This is a genomic window from Pseudomonas sp. MN1F, from assembly GCF_009391885.1.
Lineage (GTDB): Bacteria > Pseudomonadota > Gammaproteobacteria > Pseudomonadales > Pseudomonadaceae > Aquipseudomonas.
Window position 1 is genome coordinate 78069 of sequence record NZ_VZII01000007.1, and the last position, 20347, is coordinate 98415.

Annotated in this window: 14 protein-coding genes and 1 pseudogene; 12 read left to right on the top strand and 3 right to left on the bottom strand. The window is 62.6% G+C overall.

The annotated features are described in order from the left end of the window. Positions 1-359 precede the first annotated feature (359 nt). Complete coding sequence (gene argF, locus F6X59_RS03280; RefSeq protein WP_152954507.1) at positions 360-1280, top strand: ornithine carbamoyltransferase; 921 nt, start codon at positions 360-362, stop codon at positions 1278-1280. After that, complete coding sequence (locus F6X59_RS03285; protein WP_152954509.1) at positions 1277-2386, top strand: ABC transporter ATP-binding protein; 1110 nt, start codon at positions 1277-1279, stop codon at positions 2384-2386. Before argF ends, F6X59_RS03285 begins: the two co-directional genes overlap by 4 nt. A gap of 37 nt (positions 2387-2423) precedes the next feature. Here F6X59_RS03285 and ybaK read toward each other — a convergent pair whose 3' ends face one another. Continuing rightward, positions 2424-2894, bottom strand: a complete 471-nt coding sequence (gene ybaK, locus F6X59_RS03290; RefSeq protein WP_152954510.1) for a Cys-tRNA(Pro) deacylase — start codon at positions 2892-2894, stop codon at positions 2424-2426. Between the two features lie 302 nt (positions 2895-3196). Between ybaK and F6X59_RS03295 the strand changes: the two genes are divergently transcribed. The 4 genes from F6X59_RS03295 to glpD all read left to right on the top strand — a co-directional run bounded on the left by F6X59_RS03295 (position 3197) and on the right by glpD (position 8218). Continuing rightward, positions 3197-4048, top strand: a complete 852-nt coding sequence (locus F6X59_RS03295; protein WP_152954512.1) for an MIP/aquaporin family protein — start codon at positions 3197-3199, stop codon at positions 4046-4048. Between the two features lie 42 nt (positions 4049-4090). Further along, complete coding sequence (glpK, locus tag F6X59_RS03300; protein ID WP_152954515.1) at positions 4091-5590, top strand: glycerol kinase GlpK; 1500 nt, start codon at positions 4091-4093, stop codon at positions 5588-5590. A 100-nt stretch (positions 5591-5690) separates the two neighbouring features. Continuing rightward, a complete protein-coding gene (glpR, locus tag F6X59_RS03305; protein WP_152954517.1) occupies positions 5691-6446 on the top strand; it encodes a DNA-binding transcriptional repressor GlpR in 756 nt (251 codons plus the stop codon). A gap of 245 nt (positions 6447-6691) precedes the next feature. Then, positions 6692-8218 carry a glycerol-3-phosphate dehydrogenase gene (gene glpD, locus F6X59_RS03310; protein ID WP_346652655.1) on the top strand — a complete coding sequence of 509 codons (1527 nt, stop codon included), beginning with the start codon at positions 6692-6694 and terminating at the stop codon, positions 8216-8218. A 222-nt stretch (positions 8219-8440) separates the two neighbouring features. Here glpD and F6X59_RS28810 read toward each other — a convergent pair. Next, positions 8441-12235, bottom strand: a pseudogene (locus F6X59_RS28810) (NEL-type E3 ubiquitin ligase domain-containing protein); the annotation flags it as partial. Between the two features lie 510 nt (positions 12236-12745). Between F6X59_RS28810 and F6X59_RS03320 the strand changes: the two are divergent. The 6 genes from F6X59_RS03320 (at position 12746) to F6X59_RS03345 (ending at position 19254) form a co-directional block, all read left to right on the top strand. Next, on the top strand, positions 12746-13663 hold the full coding sequence (locus F6X59_RS03320) for a glutamate/aspartate ABC transporter substrate-binding protein (protein WP_152954521.1): 918 nt from the start codon (positions 12746-12748) through the stop codon (positions 13661-13663). A 142-nt stretch (positions 13664-13805) separates the two neighbouring features. Beyond that, the gene (locus F6X59_RS03325) at positions 13806-14552 is read left to right on the top strand and encodes an amino acid ABC transporter permease (protein ID WP_085675218.1); all 747 of its coding nucleotides are present in this window, start codon (positions 13806-13808) and stop codon (positions 14550-14552) included. Next, positions 14553-15224, top strand: coding sequence for an amino acid ABC transporter permease (locus tag F6X59_RS03330; RefSeq protein WP_152954523.1), 672 nt, complete (start codon positions 14553-14555; stop codon positions 15222-15224). After that, on the top strand, positions 15221-15955 hold the full coding sequence (locus F6X59_RS03335) for an amino acid ABC transporter ATP-binding protein (protein WP_152954526.1): 735 nt from the start codon (positions 15221-15223) through the stop codon (positions 15953-15955). The genes F6X59_RS03330 and F6X59_RS03335 overlap by 4 nt, the downstream gene beginning before the upstream one ends. A 69-nt stretch (positions 15956-16024) precedes the next feature. Continuing rightward, entirely contained in the window at positions 16025-17929 is a 1905-nt protein-coding gene (locus tag F6X59_RS03340) for an ATP-binding protein (RefSeq protein WP_152954528.1), read from the top strand. After that, the gene (locus F6X59_RS03345; protein WP_152954530.1) at positions 17926-19254 is read left to right on the top strand and encodes a sigma-54 dependent transcriptional regulator; all 1329 of its coding nucleotides are present in this window, start codon (positions 17926-17928) and stop codon (positions 19252-19254) included. Before F6X59_RS03340 ends, F6X59_RS03345 begins: the two co-directional genes overlap by 4 nt. A gap of 18 nt (positions 19255-19272) precedes the next feature. Here the strand turns inward: F6X59_RS03345 and F6X59_RS03350 are convergent, their stop codons facing one another. Next, positions 19273-20268, bottom strand: a complete 996-nt coding sequence (locus F6X59_RS03350; RefSeq protein ID WP_152954532.1) for an alpha/beta fold hydrolase — start codon at positions 20266-20268, stop codon at positions 19273-19275. Between the last annotated feature and the right edge of the window lie 79 nt (positions 20269-20347).

Consider the following 20347-nt stretch of genomic DNA (forward strand, 5'->3'; position numbering starts at 1 on the left):
AGGGGTCGTCGAGCAATGACTATGCGCCGCAGCCCTTGCGCCGGCCAGCGCGCTTCGCGGCGTGAATCCCGCGACATCAGGCGCGCGATTCGCGACAGCCATTTGCCAAATTGCCAGCAAGCCGTGTACAACCTTCTGTAGCAAATAAAAAACAGCACAGGCTCAAGGGGTACGACACCCTTTGCAACATCTTATGAACGAGCTGCTGTTTCCCCTCTTGGTTTCAGGCGACATTTAATTATAGTATTGCGCCTTTCCCCATTTCGTCCGCCCCGTGCGGCTTACGCCGCAGGTCACTCCCGTTGTCAAAAAAAACCATACGGTCGACCTGCATACCGTTGCAGATAAGGTAGTCAATCATGAGCGCTAGGCACTTTCTCTCCCTGCTGGATTTCACCACCGACGAATTGCTCGGTGTGATCCGCCGAGGCATCGAGCTGAAGGACCTGCGCAAGCGAAGCGTGCTGTTCGAGCCGCTGAAAAACCGCGTGCTGGGCATGATTTTCGAGAAGTCCTCGACCCGTACCCGCGTGTCGTTCGAAGCGGGCATGATCCAGCTCGGTGGCCAGGCCATCTTCCTCTCGCCGCGCGACACCCAGCTGGGCCGTGGCGAACCGATCGGCGACAGCGCCATCGTGTTGTCGAGCATGCTTGACGTGGTAATGATCCGTACCCACGCCCACAGCACCCTGACCGAATTCGCCGCCAAATCCCGCGTGCCGGTGATCAACGCCCTGTCCGACGAGTCGCACCCGTGCCAGCTGCTGGCCGACATGCAGACCTTCCTCGAGCACCGCGGCTCGATCCAGGGCAAGACCGTGGCCTGGATCGGTGACGGCTTCAACATGTGCAACTCGTACATCGAAGCGGCCAAGCAGTTCGACTTCCAGCTGCGTATCGCCTGCCCGGAAGGCTATGAGCCCGATCCACGCTTCATGGCCCTGGGTGGCGACCACGTGCAGATCGTCCGCGATCCGCAAGAAGCCGTGCGCGGTGCGCACCTGGTGACCACGGATGTCTGGACTTCCATGGGTCAGGAAGAGGAAACTGCACGGCGCCTGGCGCATTTCGCGCCTTACCAGGTCACCCGCGCACTGCTCGACCTGGCGGCACCTGACGCCCTGTTCATGCACTGCCTGCCCGCCCACCGGGGCGAGGAAATCAGCCATGACCTGCTCGACGACCCTCGCTCGGTCGCCTGGGACCAGGCTGAGAACCGCTTGCATGCACAGAAGGCCCTTCTCGAATTTCTTGTCGAACCGGCTTACCACCACGCATGAGTCAACCCTTACTGCTCAACCTGCGCAACCTCGCCTGCGGCTACGGCGAGCAGCGCATCGTCCAGAACCTCAACCTGCACCTGAACGCAGGCGACATCGGTTGCCTGCTGGGCTCGTCGGGTTGCGGCAAGACCACCACCCTGCGTGCCATCGCCGGCTTCGAGCCGGTGCACGAGGGTGAAATCCAGCTGGCTGGCGAGGTGATTTCCCGCGCAGGCTTCACCCTGGCCCCGGAAAAACGCCGGATCGGCATGGTGTTTCAGGACTACGCCCTGTTCCCGCACCTGACCGTTGCACAGAACATCGCCTTCGGCATCGCCAAGCACCCGAGCCAGGCGAAAGTGATTGAAGAGATGCTCGAACTGGTCAAGCTCGGCGGCCTCGGCGGGCGCTACCCGCACGAGCTGTCGGGTGGCCAGCAACAGCGTGTGGCCCTGGCGCGCGCGCTGGCCCCTGAGCCTCAACTGCTACTGCTCGACGAGCCGTTCTCCAACCTCGACGTGGAACTGCGCCGGCGCCTCAGCCACGAAGTGCGCGACATCCTCAAGAGCCGCGGCACCAGTGCAATCCTGGTGACCCATGACCAGGAAGAAGCGTTTGCCGTCAGCGATCACGTCGGCGTGTTCAAGGAAGGCCGGCTGGAGCAGTGGGATACCCCCTACAACCTGTATCACGAACCGCAGACACCGTTCGTGGCCAGCTTCGTCGGCCAGGGTTACTTCATCCGTGGCCAGATGAGCAGCCATGAAGCGGTCAATACCGAACTGGGCGAGCTGCGTGGCAACCGCGCCTACACCATGGCGCCAGGCAGCTCGGTGGATGTGCTGCTGCGCCCTGATGACATCGTGCCGGCCCCAGGCAGCGCACTGCAGGCGAATATCGTTGGCAAGAGCTTCCTTGGCGCGTCGACGCTGTACCGTCTGCAGTTGCCCACTGGAAGCCAGCTCGAGGCGATCTTCCCGAGCCATATCGACCACCAGGTCGGTGAGGATGTGGGGATTGCGGTGAAGGCCGACCACCTGGTGCTGTTCCCGGTGCCGGGCAGTGTCTCGGCACAGTTGGCCCGCCAGGAGAATGGGGTTCGCCGGTACAGTTCGGCGACCTGATTCACATAGCTGGGGCTGCTTTGCAGCCCCAGCTATGTCAGCCTCTACCGATTCCGGCGAATTTGCCCTGGGTATGCTCGGCCAGCACCGCCGCCGCCAACTCGACCTCCAGCCCCCGCCGCCCGGCGCTGACATGGATGGTTGCAAAGTTCTGCGCGGTATCATCGATGAAAGTGCGCAGGCGCTTCTTCTGCCCCAACGGGCTGATTCCACCCACCAGATAGCCCGTTGCCCGCTGAGCCGCTGCCGGGTCGGCCATCTCGCATTTCTTCACCCCCGCCGCATGGGCCAGGGCCTTGAGGTCCAGCGTCCCCACCACAGGCACCACCGCCACCAGCAACTCGCCCTTCTCGCTGCTCGCCAGCAAGGTCTTGAACACCTGCTGCGGTTCGAGCCCTAGCTTTTCAGCCGCTTCCAGCCCATATGACGCCGACTTGGGGTCATGTTCATAACTGTGCACGCGATGTTCGGCGCGGGCTTTTTTCAAGAGGTCGAGTGCGGGGGTCATGCAGTGCTCCGGTCTGGGACAGCTCGCGGCTACTTTAGGGCAAATCCTACATCCCAGCCAGCCAATGGCTGACGCAGGCCTCTACTACGGGCATCAGCCTCTGAAACAGGCGACCAAAACGTGACTACCCGTTCACTTTCGACCTTTGACATCAGCGTTTCTTGTCTATATTTTTTCGTTTCTGAATAAATGGTGCTCTTTTAAGGTGCGCTTCTTAACTCCCGCCTGAGGTCAATGGGGATAGACATCAGGCTTTGCTGTCGAGCGCTTTGCGCCTCACAACAAAAACAACGAGGTCATACATGACGACTGCTCTACGCGAACCCACACTGTCCAGCCAATGCCTGGCCGAGTTTCTCGGCACCGCCTTGCTGATTTTCTTCGGCACCGGTTGCGTCGCCGCGCTCAAGGTCGCTGGCGCCAGCTTCGGTCTCTGGGAAATCAGCATCATCTGGGGCGTCGGCGTAAGCATGGCGATCTACCTCACTGCCGGCATTTCCGGCGCGCACCTGAACCCGGCCGTGAGCATCGCACTCACCCTGTTCGCCGGCTTCGACAAGCGCAAGCTGCCGTTCTACGCGCTTGCCCAGATCTGCGGTGCATTCTGTGGCGCCGCACTCGTTTACACGCTCTACAGCAACCTGTTCTTCGATTTCGAACAGGCCCACGCCATGTTGCGTGGCAGCGCCGAGAGCCTCGAGCTGGCCTCGGTATTCTCGACGTATCCGCACCCGTCACTGTCCACTGGCCAGGCGTTCCTGGTCGAAGTGGTGATCACCGCGATCCTGATGGCGGTGATCATGGCCCTGACCGATGACAACAACGGCCTGCCGCGCGGCGCCATGGCGCCGTTGCTGATCGGCCTGCTGATTGCCGTGATCGGCAGTGCCATGGGCCCGCTGACCGGCTTTGCGATGAACCCGGCCCGCGATTTCGGGCCCAAATTGATGACCTTCCTGGCTGGCTGGGGCGAAATCGCCTTCACTGGCGGTCGGGACATTCCGTATTTCCTGGTTCCGGTGTTCGCACCGATCCTCGGCGCTTGCCTGGGCGCCGCGAGCTATCGCGGCCTTATCGCCCGCAACCTGCCGACGGTGCAAAGCGCAAGCGCCGAGACAACCGACAATCGCCAGGGCGATACTCAAGCCAACTGATGCCGACCGCCCTGAACTCCTCTTTATGCAAGGCCTACGACCATGACAGACACCCAGGATAAGAACTACATCATCGCCCTGGACCAGGGCACCACCAGCTCGCGGGCGATCATCTTCGACCGCGATGCCAATGTGGTCGGTACCTCGCAGCGCGAGTTCGCCCAACACTACCCGCACGCTGGCTGGGTCGAGCACGACCCGATGGAGATCTTCGCCACCCAGAGCGCGACCATGGTCGAGGCCCTGGCCCAGGCCGGCATCAGCCATGCCCAGGTGGCCGCGCTGGGCATCACCAACCAGCGTGAAACCACCGTGGTGTGGGACAAGGAAACCGGCCGCCCGGTGTACAACGCCATCGTCTGGCAGTGCCGCCGCAGCACCGAGATCTGCGCCCAGCTCAAGCGTGATGGCCATGAAGAGTACATCCGCGAAGCCACCGGCCTGGTCACCGACCCGTACTTCTCCGGCACCAAGCTGAAATGGATCCTCGATAATGTCGAAGGCGCTCGCGAACGCGCCGAGCGCGGCGAGCTGCTGTTCGGCACCATCGATACCTGGCTGATCTGGAAATTCTCCGGCGGCAAGGTGCATGTCACCGACTACACCAACGCCTCGCGCACGCTGATGTTCAACATCCACAGCCTGCAGTGGGACGAAACACTCCTGGGAATCCTCGGCATCCCGCGGCAGATGCTTCCCGAGGTGCGCCCGTCGTCGGAAGTCTACGGCCACACCAAGAGCGGTATCGCCATCGCCGGTATTGCCGGCGACCAGCAGTCCGCGCTGTTCGGCCAGATGTGCGTGGAGCCAGGCCAGGCGAAGAACACCTACGGCACCGGCTGCTTCCTGCTGATGAACACCGGCGACAAGGCCGTGAAGTCCTCCCACGGCCTGCTCACCACCATTGCCTGCGGCCCGCGTGGCGAGGTGGCCTATGCCCTGGAAGGCGCGGTCTTCAACGGTGGTTCCACCGTGCAGTGGCTGCGTGACGAGCTGAAAATCGTCAACGATGCGCTGGATACCGAATACTTCGCCAGCAAGGTCAAGGACAGCAACGGCGTCTACCTGGTGCCAGCCTTCACCGGCCTGGGTGCGCCGTACTGGGATCCGTATGCCCGCGGCGCGCTGTTCGGCCTGACCCGTGGCGTGAAAGTCGACCACATCATCCGTGCGGCGCTGGAGTCTATCGCCTACCAGACCCGCGATGTGCTCGACGCCATGCAGCAGGACTGCGGCCAGCGCCTGTCGGAACTGCGCGTGGACGGTGGCGCAGTGGCCAACAACTTCCTCATGCAGTTCCAGGCAGACATCCTCGGCACCTGCGTCGAGCGCCCGAAAATGCGCGAAACCACCGCCCTCGGCGCCGCCTACCTGGCAGGCCTGGCCTGTGGCTTCTGGAGCGGCCTGGAAGAACTGCGCGACAAGGCGATCATCGAGCGCGAGTTCAGCCCGCAGCTGGATGAGGCGCAGAAAGAGCAGCTGTACGCTGGCTGGAGAAAGGCCGTCGACCGTACCCGTGACTGGGAAGATCACGAGGCGTAACACAGATTGGGGCCGCAATGCGGCCCCATCGTCTACTGGCCGTAGTCCCCATCCTACGGCATCATTGCAGAATTTGTCCGGCAGCCCCAAAGGACCGCCCATGAATCTGCCTCCACGCCAACAACAAATCCTCGAACTGGTGCGCGACCGCGGCTACGTCAGTATCGAAGAAATGGCGCAGCTGTTCGTCGTAACCCCGCAAACCATCCGCCGCGACATCAACCAGCTCGCCGAGCTCAACCTGCTACGCCGCTACCATGGTGGTGCGGCTTATGACTCGAGCATCGAGAACACTGCCTATGCCATGCGCGCCGACCAGATGCGCGACGAAAAGCAGCGCATCGCCGAAGCCGTGGCGCGGCAGATTCCCGACCATGCCTCACTGTTCATCAATATCGGCACGACCACCGAATCGATTGCCCGGGCATTGCTCAATCACAACCACCTGAAGGTCATCACCAACAACCTGCATGTGGCTGCGATCCTGGCCGCCAAGGATGACTTCGAGGTCCTGGTAGCCGGCGGCACGGTGCGTCGTGACGGTGGCGTGGTGGGCCAGGCCAGCGTCGACTTCATCAACCAGTTCAAGGTCGATTTCGCCCTGGTGGGCATCAGCGGCATCGATGAAGACGGCAGCCTGCTCGATTTCGATTATCAGGAAGTGCGGGTTTCCCAGGCGATCATCGCCAACGCCCGCCAGGTGGTGCTTGCCGCCGACTCCAGCAAGTTCGGGCGCAATGCCATGGTGCGCCTGGGCTCGATCAGCCTGGTCGACTGCCTGGTGACCGACCAGGCACCTGCGCCTGCCCTCACGCAATTGCTGAACCAGTACAAGATTCGGCTTGAGGTGGTGTGAGGGCCTCTGGGTGCATGCCATGAGACGCCTTTGAGACCATGCGCCGCCCGCGCGGCGCTCGGTCTCACAGGCGACAACTCTCTCAAAACGATCACCCAGAATTTTCGTAAATGTTCACTTTGTTGCCATCTGATCAGTTTTTTCTATAAAGACCGACTGGCAGTCGGCTTTCTGTTGCGCTAATATTTTCGGAAACGAACATATATGTTCATATTCGATGTGAACAGCCTCAGGAGGCCTTGCCCGTGTCCCAGCCCGTTTCGTCCCAGCCCCCACTCGCCGACTGCTATGACCTCGCCGTGATTGGCGGTGGCATCAATGGCGTGGGCATCGCTGCCGACGCCGCCGGGCGTGGCCTCAAGGTATTCCTCTGTGAGAAGGACGACCTGGCCCAGCACACCTCGTCGGCCAGCAGCAAGCTGATCCACGGTGGCCTGCGCTACCTGGAGCATTATGAATTCCGCCTGGTGCGTGAAGCGCTGGCCGAACGTGAAGTGCTGCTGGCCAAGGCCCCGCACATCGTCAAACCGATGCGCTTCGTGTTGCCGCACCGCCCGCACCTGCGCCCGGCCTGGATGATCCGCGCCGGCCTGTTCCTCTACGACCACCTGGGCAAGCGCAAGCGCCTGGGTGCTTCGCGCAGCCTGCGCTTCGGCCCGGGCTATCCGCTCAAGCCGGCAATCACCCGCGGTTTTGAATACGCCGATTGCGCAGTGGACGACGCCCGCCTGGTAGTGCTCAACGCCATGGCTGCACGTGAGCACGGCGCGCACATCCGCACCCGTACCCGCTGCCTGCGCGCCGAGCGCGTGGATGGCCTGTGGCAAGTGGAACTGCAGCACGCCGATGGCAGCTTGCAGACCCTCCGTGCCCGGGCACTAGTCAACGCGGCCGGCCCATGGGTCGCCAGCTTCATCAAGGACGACCTCAAGCTCGATGCGCCTTATGGCATCCGCCTGATCCAGGGTAGCCACCTCATCGTGCCGCGCCTGTACGAAGGCGAACATGCCTACATCCTGCAGAACGAAGACCAACGCATCGTCTTCTGCATCCCTTACCTGGAGCGTTTCACCCTGATTGGCACCACCGACCGCGAATACAGCGGCGATCCAGCCAAGGTGGCGATCACCGAGCAGGAAACCGACTACCTGCTCAAGGTGGTCAACGAGCATTTCAACCATCAGCTGGTGCGTGGCGATATCGTGCACACCTACTCCGGGGTTCGCCCGCTGTGCAACGACGAATCCGACAACCCGTCCGCCGTGACCCGTGACTACACCCTGGCGCTGTCGGCCAGTGAAGGCCAGGCACCCTTGCTGTCGGTGTTCGGCGGCAAGCTGACCACCTACCGCAAGCTGGCCGAATCGGCAATGGCCGAACTCAAGCCACACTTCCCGCACATGCGTGGCAGCTGGACGGCCAGCGCGCCACTGCCGGGTGGTGAGAACATGACTACCGTGCAGGCTTTGCTAGATGACGTGCTGGCGCGCCATGGCTGGTTGCCGGTGGATATCGCCAAGCGCTGGGTGCTGACCTATGGCTACCGCGTGTGGCAGTTGCTCGACGGTGTGCAGGGGCCGGAACAGTTGGGTCAGGCCATTGGCGGCGGATTGTTCAGCCTCGAAGTGGACTATCTGCGCCGTCAGGAATGGGCATGCGACGCCGAAGATATCCTTTGGCGTCGCACCAAGCTCGGGCTGTTTACCAGTGAGAGCGAACAGCAGGCATTGAAGCACTACCTGGAGGAGTCCAGGCACGAGCAGGCTGCCTGATGCAGAGCGGTCTCGTGGCCCCCAGCCACGAGACCCTCGGGCACTCGCCCATACCTCGGTCGTCAGGTTACGTATCATGGCCGCCTCCTCGGCTTGATGCTCGCGCATCAAGTTTTCAGCCTGCGCGGCATAGGCACCTTCCTGGCCGCCCCTGGCCGTTGCTTCAAGTGCCTCCAGGCGCTCATGGTAGGGTTCGAGCACGCTGTCGAAACGCTCAGGATAGGTCTCGCGCAGATAGGCCTGCCAGAAGGGGCGCCGCGCCAAGGCGTCAAGCATGGCCACATCCGTATCCGTGCTCACCACTTCCAGTTGTGCCTGTGCCAGATCGGCTGGCGTGACACGGGCAAATGCCGCGTAGTACATCTCATCTGGCGCAACGGGTAGATCAAGCGCGCCGGCAAGCTGTGCACGGTAGTACAACCGTATCTCGATCTCGTCGACCCTGACCATTGCCGATGCGCGCAACCTGTTCACGTGCCGCGTGGCAATCGCATCGAGCAGGTCCAGACGATGCAATTGCCTGCCCAGGCGCAGCAATCGGCTGGCGCGCACTGCAACTGGGACGCCGTCAATGCCCTGATGAACAAGTACCGCCACCTCCATCTGATTGAGCATCAACAACAGGCGGTCTTCGCAACTGCGCGGAGCTTCGGCCTCGCGAAAGACCTGCTCGCGCAGCACTTCGTTACTTTCGCAGGCGTTCAGCAGACGCCACACTCGGCGCCGATAATGGCGCGGCTGCTCTTCGAAGTCATCGCCTTCGGCAAAGTCGGCGAGGAACGTGAACAGCCCCGCTGAGCCCGGCTCTTCTCGCAAGCGGTCCCAGGTGGCTTCTCGTTGCGCACGCAGAACCGGCTCCTGGCGGCCTATCCACGCAGTGCGGGTATCGGCAGTGACCGATGCGTGAACATAGGCTGCACTGCCCCGGTCTCGGCTATTGCTGACACCACGGGCTTGATCATGAAGTTCTGCGCTGCTTTCATTCAAAGGGTTGTCATGCAGGTTCAACTGCCTCAGGCGCTGGCGCAACCCTCGCACCTCATGATGCAGCTCGCTGATGCGGTTATCACGCAAATCGGCATGCGCCAGCAACGGCATGTTCTGGACGACTCTACCCAAGTCGACCTGGCCAGTGCCACGCAAGCTGACCTCACGTACATGATGCAAGGCCGATATCCCCGGAACGTCGCCAAGCGGGTTGAAGCTGAGGTTCAAGCTGTAGAGGCGTTGCAGGCGGGCCAGCCGCAGGCTGCCGGCATCATCCAGAACAATCTGGTTATTGCCCAGGTCGAGCCTGCGCAGCCGGGAGAGCTGCTCGATGCCCTCAGGCAGCTGGGTGAGTTGGTTGCCGCTGAGGTCGAGTTCGACCAGGTTGGGAAACATTCGCAGGAATGCCGCGTCGATGCTCTGCAAGTGCATGTTGCGCAACGCCAGCCGTTGCACGTGGACGAAGTCGATCCCCGCCGGCAAGGTCGGCAATTGAGCGACACGCTCGCCGTCAATCCTCAATTCGTAATGGCCATTGTCATCGACCAGCTTGCGCCGCCAGCTGCGACGCAGGGTGTCCGCGACGCGCCGGCGGCGTATGCCATCGAAGGGGTTTCGACGCCCGGCCTGCCATTGTTGCAGCACATCACGCAGCTCACTCAGCTGCCGCTGCAACATCATGTAATGGTCCCACAAGCTCTCGCCTCGCTGGCGCACGGCGTTCAGGTAGGCATCGAGCTGCAGCTGGCTGAGCGTGGGAAATATCTGATGAATGCCGCGCCGGATCGCCTGCTGGCTGCTTTCACCGCTGGCGCCATTGAGCTGATAACCCAGTCGCCCGTCGGCAAACCGCCGAGGTGGACGCACAGTATGACCTTCTGGCGCCAGCCCGATGAGCCTGGCAGACGCCTCACGCTGCGCGGCGATGGTTTCGAGCAACCAGTCACGCAACTGGACTACCCGTAACGCCGGATCCCCCAGTGCGGTTTTCTGTTGCTCGTCCAGGCACTGCAATACCGTCTGCAGCAACGTTTTGCCAGGCAAGGTCGGCTGCTCCCCTGCTGCCTCGGCCACCGCGTACCCCTGCTCATGCCTGATGAGGGTGTGGACCTGCGTAGCCTCCTTGCCTTGACTGGCGAACAGCAGCAGGCCATCCCGCTTGCCGGCACGCAGCTCCACGCGAACCGAGGCTGGCCATGGTGCATGGTGATCGATCATGCCCAGCACCAGGCGTTCACTGTCAGTGTTGGCCAGTTTGCCCAAGGCTATGCCCAGTCCAGCCTTATCGAGCCGGTTTTCGCGCAAATAACCACGTGCGCGCTCCGCCATGCTCAGTGGCAGGCGTTGTGTGCTGCGCAGTGCCTGCAAGTGCTCGCTGCTGGTGTGCTCAATGATTTCCTGCGCAGCGTCCGGAGTAAGCCCTTTGAAAGCACGGATGAGCAACGCCTGGTCGGCGCTGGGCTGCTCGCGCAGGCTGGCAAGCTTCTGCTCGAACCCTTTGCCATACAGAAGCGGCTCGCTGGCGTGCAGTTTCAGCCGTGCGTGGATGTCCAGCAACCGCGCTGGAACAGGCGCGCCTTCGACGCACAGGCGCCGCAATTGCTCAGCCCCCAGGCCGGTCACGCGCATCAGCGTGCTAGCCTCTGTCGAGAGCACATCCGCGAAGCGATCGGCATCCAGCCCCTGCAGCAAGGATGATGGCGCATTATCGAACTGAGCAGTCGTCTGCGCCTTGCACAGCCTCACACCACCGTGGCCAAGCACTTCAGGCGCCAACTGGTCGATGAAAGGCACTCGCCGCACGGCGTGAATCGCACCGGCGCTGGCGACGCCCAGCGCCACGCTCCCGGCGACATTGAACAGGTGGTCGACTGCTGCTGCCCGGTCACCCAACCGCCAGGCCTGATAGCCTTGGTAAACTTCATCCAGCAACTGTGCGGCGTTCACGGCCAGCATGAGCTCGCCAAGCACAGGCACAAAAAATGCGGCCATGTTCAGCAAGTCCAGACCGGCGTTCAGCATGCGGTTCAAACGCTCATGCCGGCTTTTGCGATCCTCGACATCCGTAGGCACTGCCATGAACGAAGCATCGGCAAAGATCTTGCTGATCTGCTCGGCGCCCAGGAACAGGAACAGGTCTCGCTCAAGCGGGAAACTGCGCCCATCCAGTTGCGGCGGAGCATGAGCACCGGCTCTCTTCACGGCATCAGCAAAGTGCCCGGCAAAACCCTGCAGGTCCTCTGCCTTGATGAAACGTTGGAAAAACGCACGGTAGGCCTGGTCGCGCAAACGGGCCGCCAACGCCTCGTAGGCGCCAGCCCACGTATCGTGGAAATGCAACTCCCGAACGGGATCGTCCGGGATCCACAAGGCCACTTCTTCAAGCTCGCCTCCCGGCGCGGGCCGGTATTCCAATGCCACCACACCGACCACCGGTTTGCCCAGCAGGTAGAGCTGACAGGCCGTCCAGTGGGATCCCTGGGTTGGCGCGCCTGCCTCACTGTCGAGCAACTTCAGCAAACGTTGCAGATCCGCCTGGTCGACAAGGCCGTTGATTCGCGACGCGTAGACCGACACACGCATGCGGGTGCGCCAGCTTTCTGCGAAGCGTTTCTCTACTACTTTGTGATTGGTGTCCTCAGGCTGGCCACGGGGTGGCACAGGCTTCAGTACTTTCGTGAGCAATGCCTGGTACTTCCCGCCAATATCAAGGTCCCTGCATAACTTGGCGTAGTGCCTGAAGGACAACTTCAGCACCTCCCCTTTGGCCCCCGTCAGCTGAGCCTCGCGAAGGAACCAGGACCTGGTTTCCTCCTCATCGAAGTTATGCAAGGCCGCAGCAAGCAGGGTTTGCCGCGAGCGGTAGGTGATCATTGGCTTGTGCGATTTTGACGCCGAGGGCAGTTCGAATTGCTCCTTGATGTCCACAAAGCAATGCTGTGGTTCGACATGATCCACTCCGGCCCGTTGCAATGCCTGCTCGAGCCGGGGCAGAGCAAAATCGTCGAGGGCGGGTATCTGTTGCAGCACTTGCTGCAGGCGATCTGCTGCCGCCTGCTGGGCCAGTAGCGCGCGCTGATACCCTTGACGATGTTCGGCCTCGGCGCTTGTCAGCCAAGGCGGCAGTTGGCGGGCGATCAGGTGGTCGACCGACCCCTCGGGAAAAATAGCAGTGGCATTCAAGGTTGCGCTCTCCAGGTAAGGAAAGCGGCATCAGAGCATCGAGCTTGACTGGCGAGGTGGTAGTTGAAGCTAGCGCAGGCAGCCCCAAAGCAGGCTATGGCACACCCGCTCACCCATTCGGATTTCCGAACGGCACGCGACCATTCATTCGGAAATCCGCATGACGAACTCAGCTGAAATTAGTGCTCACAGGCATTGCCATCCTGTAAACACGGGGCGTTATGATCGGTCTCGGAGCTTGGCACGACTCATGCTCTACACTTGGTAGCCGAATGCAATCGCTTCTAGCGGTATTCGTTGAACGAAAGAGTCCGCCAACGGCTCCATAAAAAAAACAAACACGTCGAGGAAAATTTGATGCGTATCGTTCGTCATCTGTTGGGCGCAACCATCGCCGCCGCGATCATCGCTTCGCCAGCCATGGCCGAAGAACTGACCGGTACCCTGAAGAAGATCAAGGACTCGGGCACCATCACCCTGGGCCACCGCGACTCTTCCATTCCATTTTCCTACCTGGCCGGCGGTCAAACGCCCGTGGGCTACTCCCACGACATCCAGCTGGCCGTGGTCGATGCCCTGAAGAAGCAACTGGGTACCGACATCAAGGTCAAGTACAACCTCGTCACTTCCCAGACCCGCATCCCGCTGGTGCAGAACGGCACCGTCGACCTTGAGTGCGGCTCCACCACCAACAACGTCGAGCGCCAGCAACAGGTCGGCTTCTCGGTCGGTATCTTCGAAGTGGGTACCCGCCTGCTGACCAAGGTCAAGGACGGTCAGCCTTCCTACAAGGACTTCCCGGACCTGGCCGGCAAGAACGTGGTGACCACTGCCGGTACCACCTCTGAGCGCCTGCTCAAGGCGATGAACGCCGACAAGCAGATGAAGATGAACGTGATTTCCGCCAAGGATCACGGTGAAGCCTTCAACATGCTCGAAAGCGGCCGCGCCGTGGCCTTCATGATGGACGACGCCCTGCTCGCCGGTGAAATGGCCAAGGCCCGCAATCCGAAGGACTGGGTCATTACCGGTACTCCACAGTCGTACGAAATCTACGGCTGCATGGTGCGCAAGGATGACCCGGCCTTCAAGAAAGCGGTCGATGACGCCATCGTTGCCTACTACAAGTCGGGCGAAGTCAACAAGAGCTACGACAAGTGGTTCACCCAGCCGATCCCGCCAAAGGGCCTCAACCTGAACTTCCAGATGAGCGACGAGCTGAAGAAACTGATCGCCGAGCCGACCGACAAGGCCGCGGACGAGAAGAAGTCCTGATCCCCAGCCCGTGGCCTGCCGCGCTGCAACGCGCGAATTAAACGAGCAGGCCACCTGTTAGTGTCTAACCTTTCATCCGAGGGCCTTACGCCCTCGGATGTTGGAAGGTGCCCGTGAAACAACCGTCTGAGGGGAAATCCCGATGAATTACAACTGGGACTGGGGCGTGTTCTTCAAGTCCACCGGCGTGGGCAGCGAGACCTATCTGGACTGGTACATCACCGGTCTGGGCTGGACCATCGCCATCGCCATCACCGCCTGGATCATCGCATTGCTGCTGGGGTCGGTCCTCGGCGTCATGCGTACCGTGCCGAACCGTCTGGTATCGGGCATCGCCACCGCCTACGTGGAACTGTTCCGCAACGTGCCGCTGCTGGTGCAGCTGTTCATCTGGTACTTCCTGGTGCCGGACCTGCTGCCCGAAGGCTTGCAGGAATGGTTCAAGCAAGACCTCAACCCGACCACTTCGGCACTGATCAGCGTGGTCATCTGCCTGGGCCTGTTCACCGCCGCCCGCGTCTGCGAACAGGTGCGTACCGGTATCCAGGCACTGCCCCGCGGCCAGGAAGCCGCCGCCCGCGCCATGGGCTTCAGCCTGCCGCAGATCTACAACAACGTGCTGCTGCCGCAGGCCTACCGGATCATCATTCCGCCGCTCACCTCGGAATTCCTGAACGTGTTCAAGAACTCCTCGGTGGCCTCGCTGATCGGCCTGATGGAGCTGCTGGCGCAGACCAAGCAGACCGCCGAATTCTCGGCCAACCTGTTCGAGGCCTTCACCCTGGCCACGTTGATCTACTTCACCCTGAACATGGGCCTGATGCTGCTGATGCGCATGGTCGAGAAGAAAGTCGCCGTGCCTGGCCTGATCTCCGTGGGGGGCAAGTAAATGGACATGGATTTCAGCGAAATCATCCCCGCCTTGCCCGCCCTCTGGGACGGCATGATCCTTACCCTGCAACTGATGATCATGGGCGTGGTCGGCGGCATCGTGCTGGGCACCATCCTGGCGCTGATGCGCCTGTCGTCGAGCAAGCTGCTGTCGCGCCTGGCCGGTGCCTACGTCAACTACTTCCGCTCGATCCCGCTGCTGCTGGTGATCACCTGGTTCTACCTGGCGGTGCCGTTCGTACTGCGCTGGATCACCGGCGAGGACACCCCGGTGGGTGCATTCACCTCGTGCGTGGTGGCGTTCATGATGTTCGAGGCCGCCTACTTCTGCGAAATCGTCCGCGCCGGTGTGCAGTCGATCTCCAAGGGCCAGATGGGCGCTGCCCAGGCCCTGGGCATGACCTACGGCCAGACCATGCGCCTGATCATCCTGCCCCAGGCCTTCCGCAAGATGACCCCGCTGCTGCTGCAGCAGAGCATCATCCTGTTCCAGGACACCTCGCTGGTATACACCGTGGGCCTGGTGGACTTCCTCAACTCGGCACGTGCCAACGGCGACATCATCGGGCGCTCCCATGAGTTCCTGATCTTCGCCGGGGTCGTGTACTTCGTCATCAGCTTCTCCGCTTCGTGGCTGGTCAAGCGCCTGCAAAAAAGGATCACCGTATGATTTCCATCAAGAACGTCAACAAGTGGTACGGCGACTTCCAGGTGCTGACCGACTGCAGCACCGAGGTCAAGAAGGGTGAAGTGGTTGTGGTCTGCGGCCCTTCGGGCTCGGGCAAATCGACCCTGATCAAGTGCGTCAACGCCCTGGAGCCATTCCAGAAAGGCGACATCGTGGTCGATGGCACCTCGATCGCCGACCCCAAGACCAACCTGCCCAAGCTGCGTTCGCGGGTCGGCATGGTGTTCCAGCACTTCGAGCTGTTCCCGCACCTGAGCATCACCGAGAACCTGACCATCGCCCAGCGCAAGGTGCTCGGCCGCAGCGAGGCGGAAGCGACCAAGAAGGGCCTGGCCCTGCTTGACCGGGTCGGCCTCGGCGCCCACGCCAAGAAGCACCCCGGCCAGCTGTCCGGTGGCCAGCAGCAGCGCGTGGCCATTGCCCGCGCGTTGTCGATGGACCCGATCGTCATGCTGTTCGACGAACCGACCTCGGCGCTGGACCCGGAGATGGTCAACGAAGTACTGGACGTGATGGTCGAACTGGCGAACGAAGGCATGACCATGATGTGCGTGACCCACGAAATGGGCTTCGCCCGCAAAGTGGCAAACCGGGTGATCTTCATGGACAAGGGCAACATCATCGAGGACTGCCAGAAGGAAGACTTCTTCGGCAACCCGAGCGCCCGCCACGAACGCACCCAGCACTTCCTCAGCAAGATCCTGCAACACTGATTCGGCAACAACGGCACCGCTGCCAGGGTTCGCCCGGCAGCGGATGCTGGCCGTGACAAGGCCACTGTGATGAAATGCGACCCTTCGCTTCTTCTCCCTGCCAAGCCCGCCGTGAAATCCCGTCTGATTCGCCAATTGCTGCTGCCGCCCCTGATCATCCTGCTGATGGTCGGGCTGGGCATGGCCGGCTTCCTGATCAGCGAGAGCAACGGCATCCGCACCTTGAGCGAAAGCGGCGAGCGCGCGCTGGAGTTGCATGCGCGCACGGTCGAGAGCGAGATCAGCAAGTACACCTACCTGCCGAGCCTGCTGGAGCTGGAAGACAGCGTCTCGCTGCTGCTCACCGACCCAGATGGCGCCAATCGGCAGACCGTCAACGAATACCTCGAAGGCCTGAACCGCCGCAGCCGCAGCCGGGCGATCTTCGTCCTCGACACCAACGGCCGGGTGCAGGCCAGCAGCAACTGGCGCGATGCCGATTCGTTCCTGGGTGAAGACCTGTCATTCCGGGCCTATTTCCAGAGCGCCGTGCGCGGCGAACCGGGCCGGTTCTACGGCATCGGCAGCACCACGGGCGAAGCTGGCTACTACCTCGCCCACGGCCTGGAAGAACACGGCAAGATCATCGGCGTGGCGGTGATCAAGGTCCGCCTGGACACCCTCGAAGAGCGCTGGCAGCGCGCCCGCCTGGAAGCCTTCGTCAGCGACGAGAACGGCATCATCATTCTCTCCAGCGACCCGGCACGGCGCCTGAAATCGGTGCGCCCGCTGACCCCGCAGATCAAGGAGCGCCTGGCGCGCAGCCTGCAGTATTACTGGTGGCCGCTGAACGAACTGCAGCCACTGGCGCGGGAAACCCTGGCCGATGGTGTCGAGAAACTGACCTTCCCGGCCAACACCGAAACCGCCCGCGGCAAGCCCCACGAAGTAAGCTACCTGGCGCAGACCCGGCGCCTGGCCGATACGCCCTGGCACTTCACCCTGCTCACCCCGCTGCAGGACCTGCGCCGCGAGTCCATGGTGCAAGGCATCCTGGTCGGCGTGGCCTTCGCCCTGCTGACCATCCTCGGTATCGCCTGGAACGAGCGGCGCAAGGTCGTTGCCACGCGCCTGGCCGCCCGCGAGGCACTGGAAGAAGCCAACAGCCAGCTGGAACGGCGCATCGCCGACCGCACCGCCGACCTGCGCGCCAGCAACGAACGGCTCAAAGGCCAGATCCGTGAACGCCGGCATGCCGAACAGACCCTGCGCCATGCCCAGGACGAACTGGTCCAGGCCGGCAAGCTGGCGGCGATCGGGCAGATGTCCACCAGCATCGCCCACGAGCTCAACCAGCCGCTGGCGGCACTGCGTACCCTGTCTGGCAACACCGTGCGCTTCCTCGAGCGGGGCGCACTGGAAACCGCCAGCACCAACCTGCGCACCATGAACGACCTGATCGACCGCATGGGCCGCATCACCGCCAGCCTGCGCTCGTTCGCCCGGCGCGGTGACGACAGCGGCCAGGCGTCACTGGCCAAGGCCGTGGAGGCGTCCTTGCAGGTACTGAGCAACCGCATTGCCGGCTGCCATCTGCAGTTGCACAATCAGTTCGACGACCAGCAGCTGGCCATCGACCAGACCCGCCTGGAGCAGATCCTGGTCAACCTGATCGGCAACGCCCTGGATGCCATGGCCACCCAGCCACTGCCCGAGCTGTGGCTCGAAGGCGAGCTGCAAGGCGACAAGTACCGCCTGCGGGTGCGCGACAACGGCCACGGCATCGATGCCGAAACCCGCAAGCACCTGTTCGAACCTTTCTTCACCACCAAACCGGGCGAACACGGCCTGGGCCTGGGGCTGACCCTGTCGGCGAGCCTTGCCGCCGCCGCCAAGGGCAGCCTGAACGTCGAGCACCCCGCCACCGGCGGCACAGCCTTCGTCCTCGCCCTGCCCCTGGTCACGCCCCCCAGCGAATCGGCAGAGCAACCATGAATCCAGCGCCACTTACCGTCCTGATCGTTGAAGACGACCCGCATGTGCTGCTCGGCTGCCAGCAAGCGCTGGCCCTGGAAGACATCGCCTGTGAGGGCGTCGGCAGTGCCGAACAGGCCCTGGAGCGCATCGGCGATGATTTTGCCGGGATCGTCGTCAGCGATATCCGCCTGCCGGGCATCGATGGCCTGGAGCTGCTCAACCGCCTCAAGTCCCGCGACCGCAGCCTGCCGGTGGTGCTGATCACCGGCCATGGCGATATCGACATGGCGGTCGGTGCCATGCGCAACGGCGCCTACGACTTCATGGAGAAGCCCTTCTCACCCGAGCGCCTGGTCGATGTGGTGCGCCGTGCGCTGGAGCAGCGCGGGCTGTCACGCGAGGTCGTGGCCCTGCGCCGGCAGCTGGCCGAACAGAGCAGCCTGGAGGGGCGCATCATCGGCCGTTCGCCGGCCATGGAGCACCTGCGCGAGCTGATCGCCAACGTCGCCGATACCTCGGCCAACGTGCTGATCGAAGGTGAAACCGGCACCGGCAAGGAGCTGGTCGCCCGCTGCCTGCACGATTTCAGCCGGCGTCAAGGCCAGCCGTTCGTAGCGCTGAACTGTGGTGGCCTGCCGGAAGCCCTGTTCGAGAGCGAGATCTTCGGCCACGAAGCCAACGCCTTCACCGGTGCTGGCAAGCGCCGCATCGGCAAGATCGAACACGCCAATGGTGGCACGCTGTTTCTCGACGAGGTCGAGAGCATGCCGATCAACCTGCAGATCAAGCTGCTGCGCGTGCTGCAGGAGCGCACCCTGGAGCGCCTGGGCTCGAACCAGAGCATTGCGGTGGATTGCCGGGTGATTGCAGCCACCAAATCCGACCTCGACGCCCTCGGCCAGACCGGGCAGTTCCGTAGCGACCTTTACTACCGCTTGAACGTGGTGACCCTGGAGCTGCCGCCGCTGCGCGAGCGCCGGGAAGACATCCTGCAGCTGTTCGAGCACTTCCTGCAGCAGTCGGCGCTGCGCTTCGACCGCGAAGCGCCGACGCTGGACAGCCAGACCCTGTCGCGGTTGATGGCCCATGAGTGGCCAGGCAACGTGCGCGAGATGCGCAACGTGGCCGAGCGTTATGCCTTGGGGCTGCCAGCGTTCAAGAAAGGCCCGAGCGGTGGCGCCAGCCAAGGGGTCGGGTTTGCCGAGGCGGTGGAAGCGTTCGAGCGCAACCTGCTCAGCGATGCCTTGCAACGCACCGGCGGCAACCTCAGCCAGGCCAGCCAGGAGCTGGGCATGGCCAAGACCACGCTGTTCGACAAGGTGAAGAAGTACGGGCTCGGCTGAAGAGCCGGCGACGCCAAATCAAAGGCCGGCGATATGGCTGACATCCTGCCGATGCGACTGCAGGTAAGGCAGTACCGCCGCCAGCAGCGGCGCCTTGAATTTCTCCTGGAAGCGATGCGCCAACCCCGGAATCAGCCGCAGCTGGCTCCCCTGGATATGCGCCGCCAAATGCACCCCATGCATCACCGGCAACAATGGGTCGGCCGTGCCATGCACCACCAGCGTCGGCACGCGCAACGCATTCAGTAACTGCACCCGGCTCGGCTCGGCCAGGATCGCCATGATCTGGCGCTTGGCACCCTCCGGGTTGAACGCCCGGTCATACGCCACCGCCGCCTGCTGCAACAATGCGGCCCGGTCGTCATGCACTTCAGGGCTGCCCAACGCCGCCAGCAGGTCGGCCTGCTGCTCGATGGCCACCTCACGATTCGGTGCACTGCGCCGCGCCAGCAACTGCACCAACGCCGGGGCCGGCGCCGGCAGCCCGGCCGCTCCCGAACTGGACATCACCAGGGTCAGGCTACGCACCCGCTCCGGCGCCATGGCTGCCAGGTGCTGGGCGATCATCCCGCCCATGCTGACCCCCAGCACATGGAACTGGCGGATACCCAGTACATCCATCAAGCGCAGGCCGTCATTGGCCATGTCGGTCAGGGTATAGGGCGCCGATACCGGCAGGCCCAGCTTGTAGCGCAACAGCTCGACCGTGAGGTTGGCCGAAGGCGGCAGCTGGTTCCAGCGCGACAGGCCGACATCGCGATTGTCATAACGAATTACCCGGAAGCCCTGGCGGCACAGCGCCTCGACCACATCGTCAGGCCAATGGATGAGTTGCCCGCCCAGGCCCATGACCAGCAGCAAGGCCGGATCACGAGGCGCGCCGACGCTCTGGTAAACCAGGCTCAGCTCACCGATTTCGGCACGTTGTACCGGCACATGGGCGTCGCAACGCGTGTCGGCGAAGCTTGCCGAAGCGCTGAACAGCAGAAAGAAAAACAGCAGAAAAGCCCGCATGAAAGAAACACCAGAATGCAGATCCCCAGTAGAGCGCGAGTCTGATGAATTTAATTCGGGCGCGCTGCCACAGTTCAGT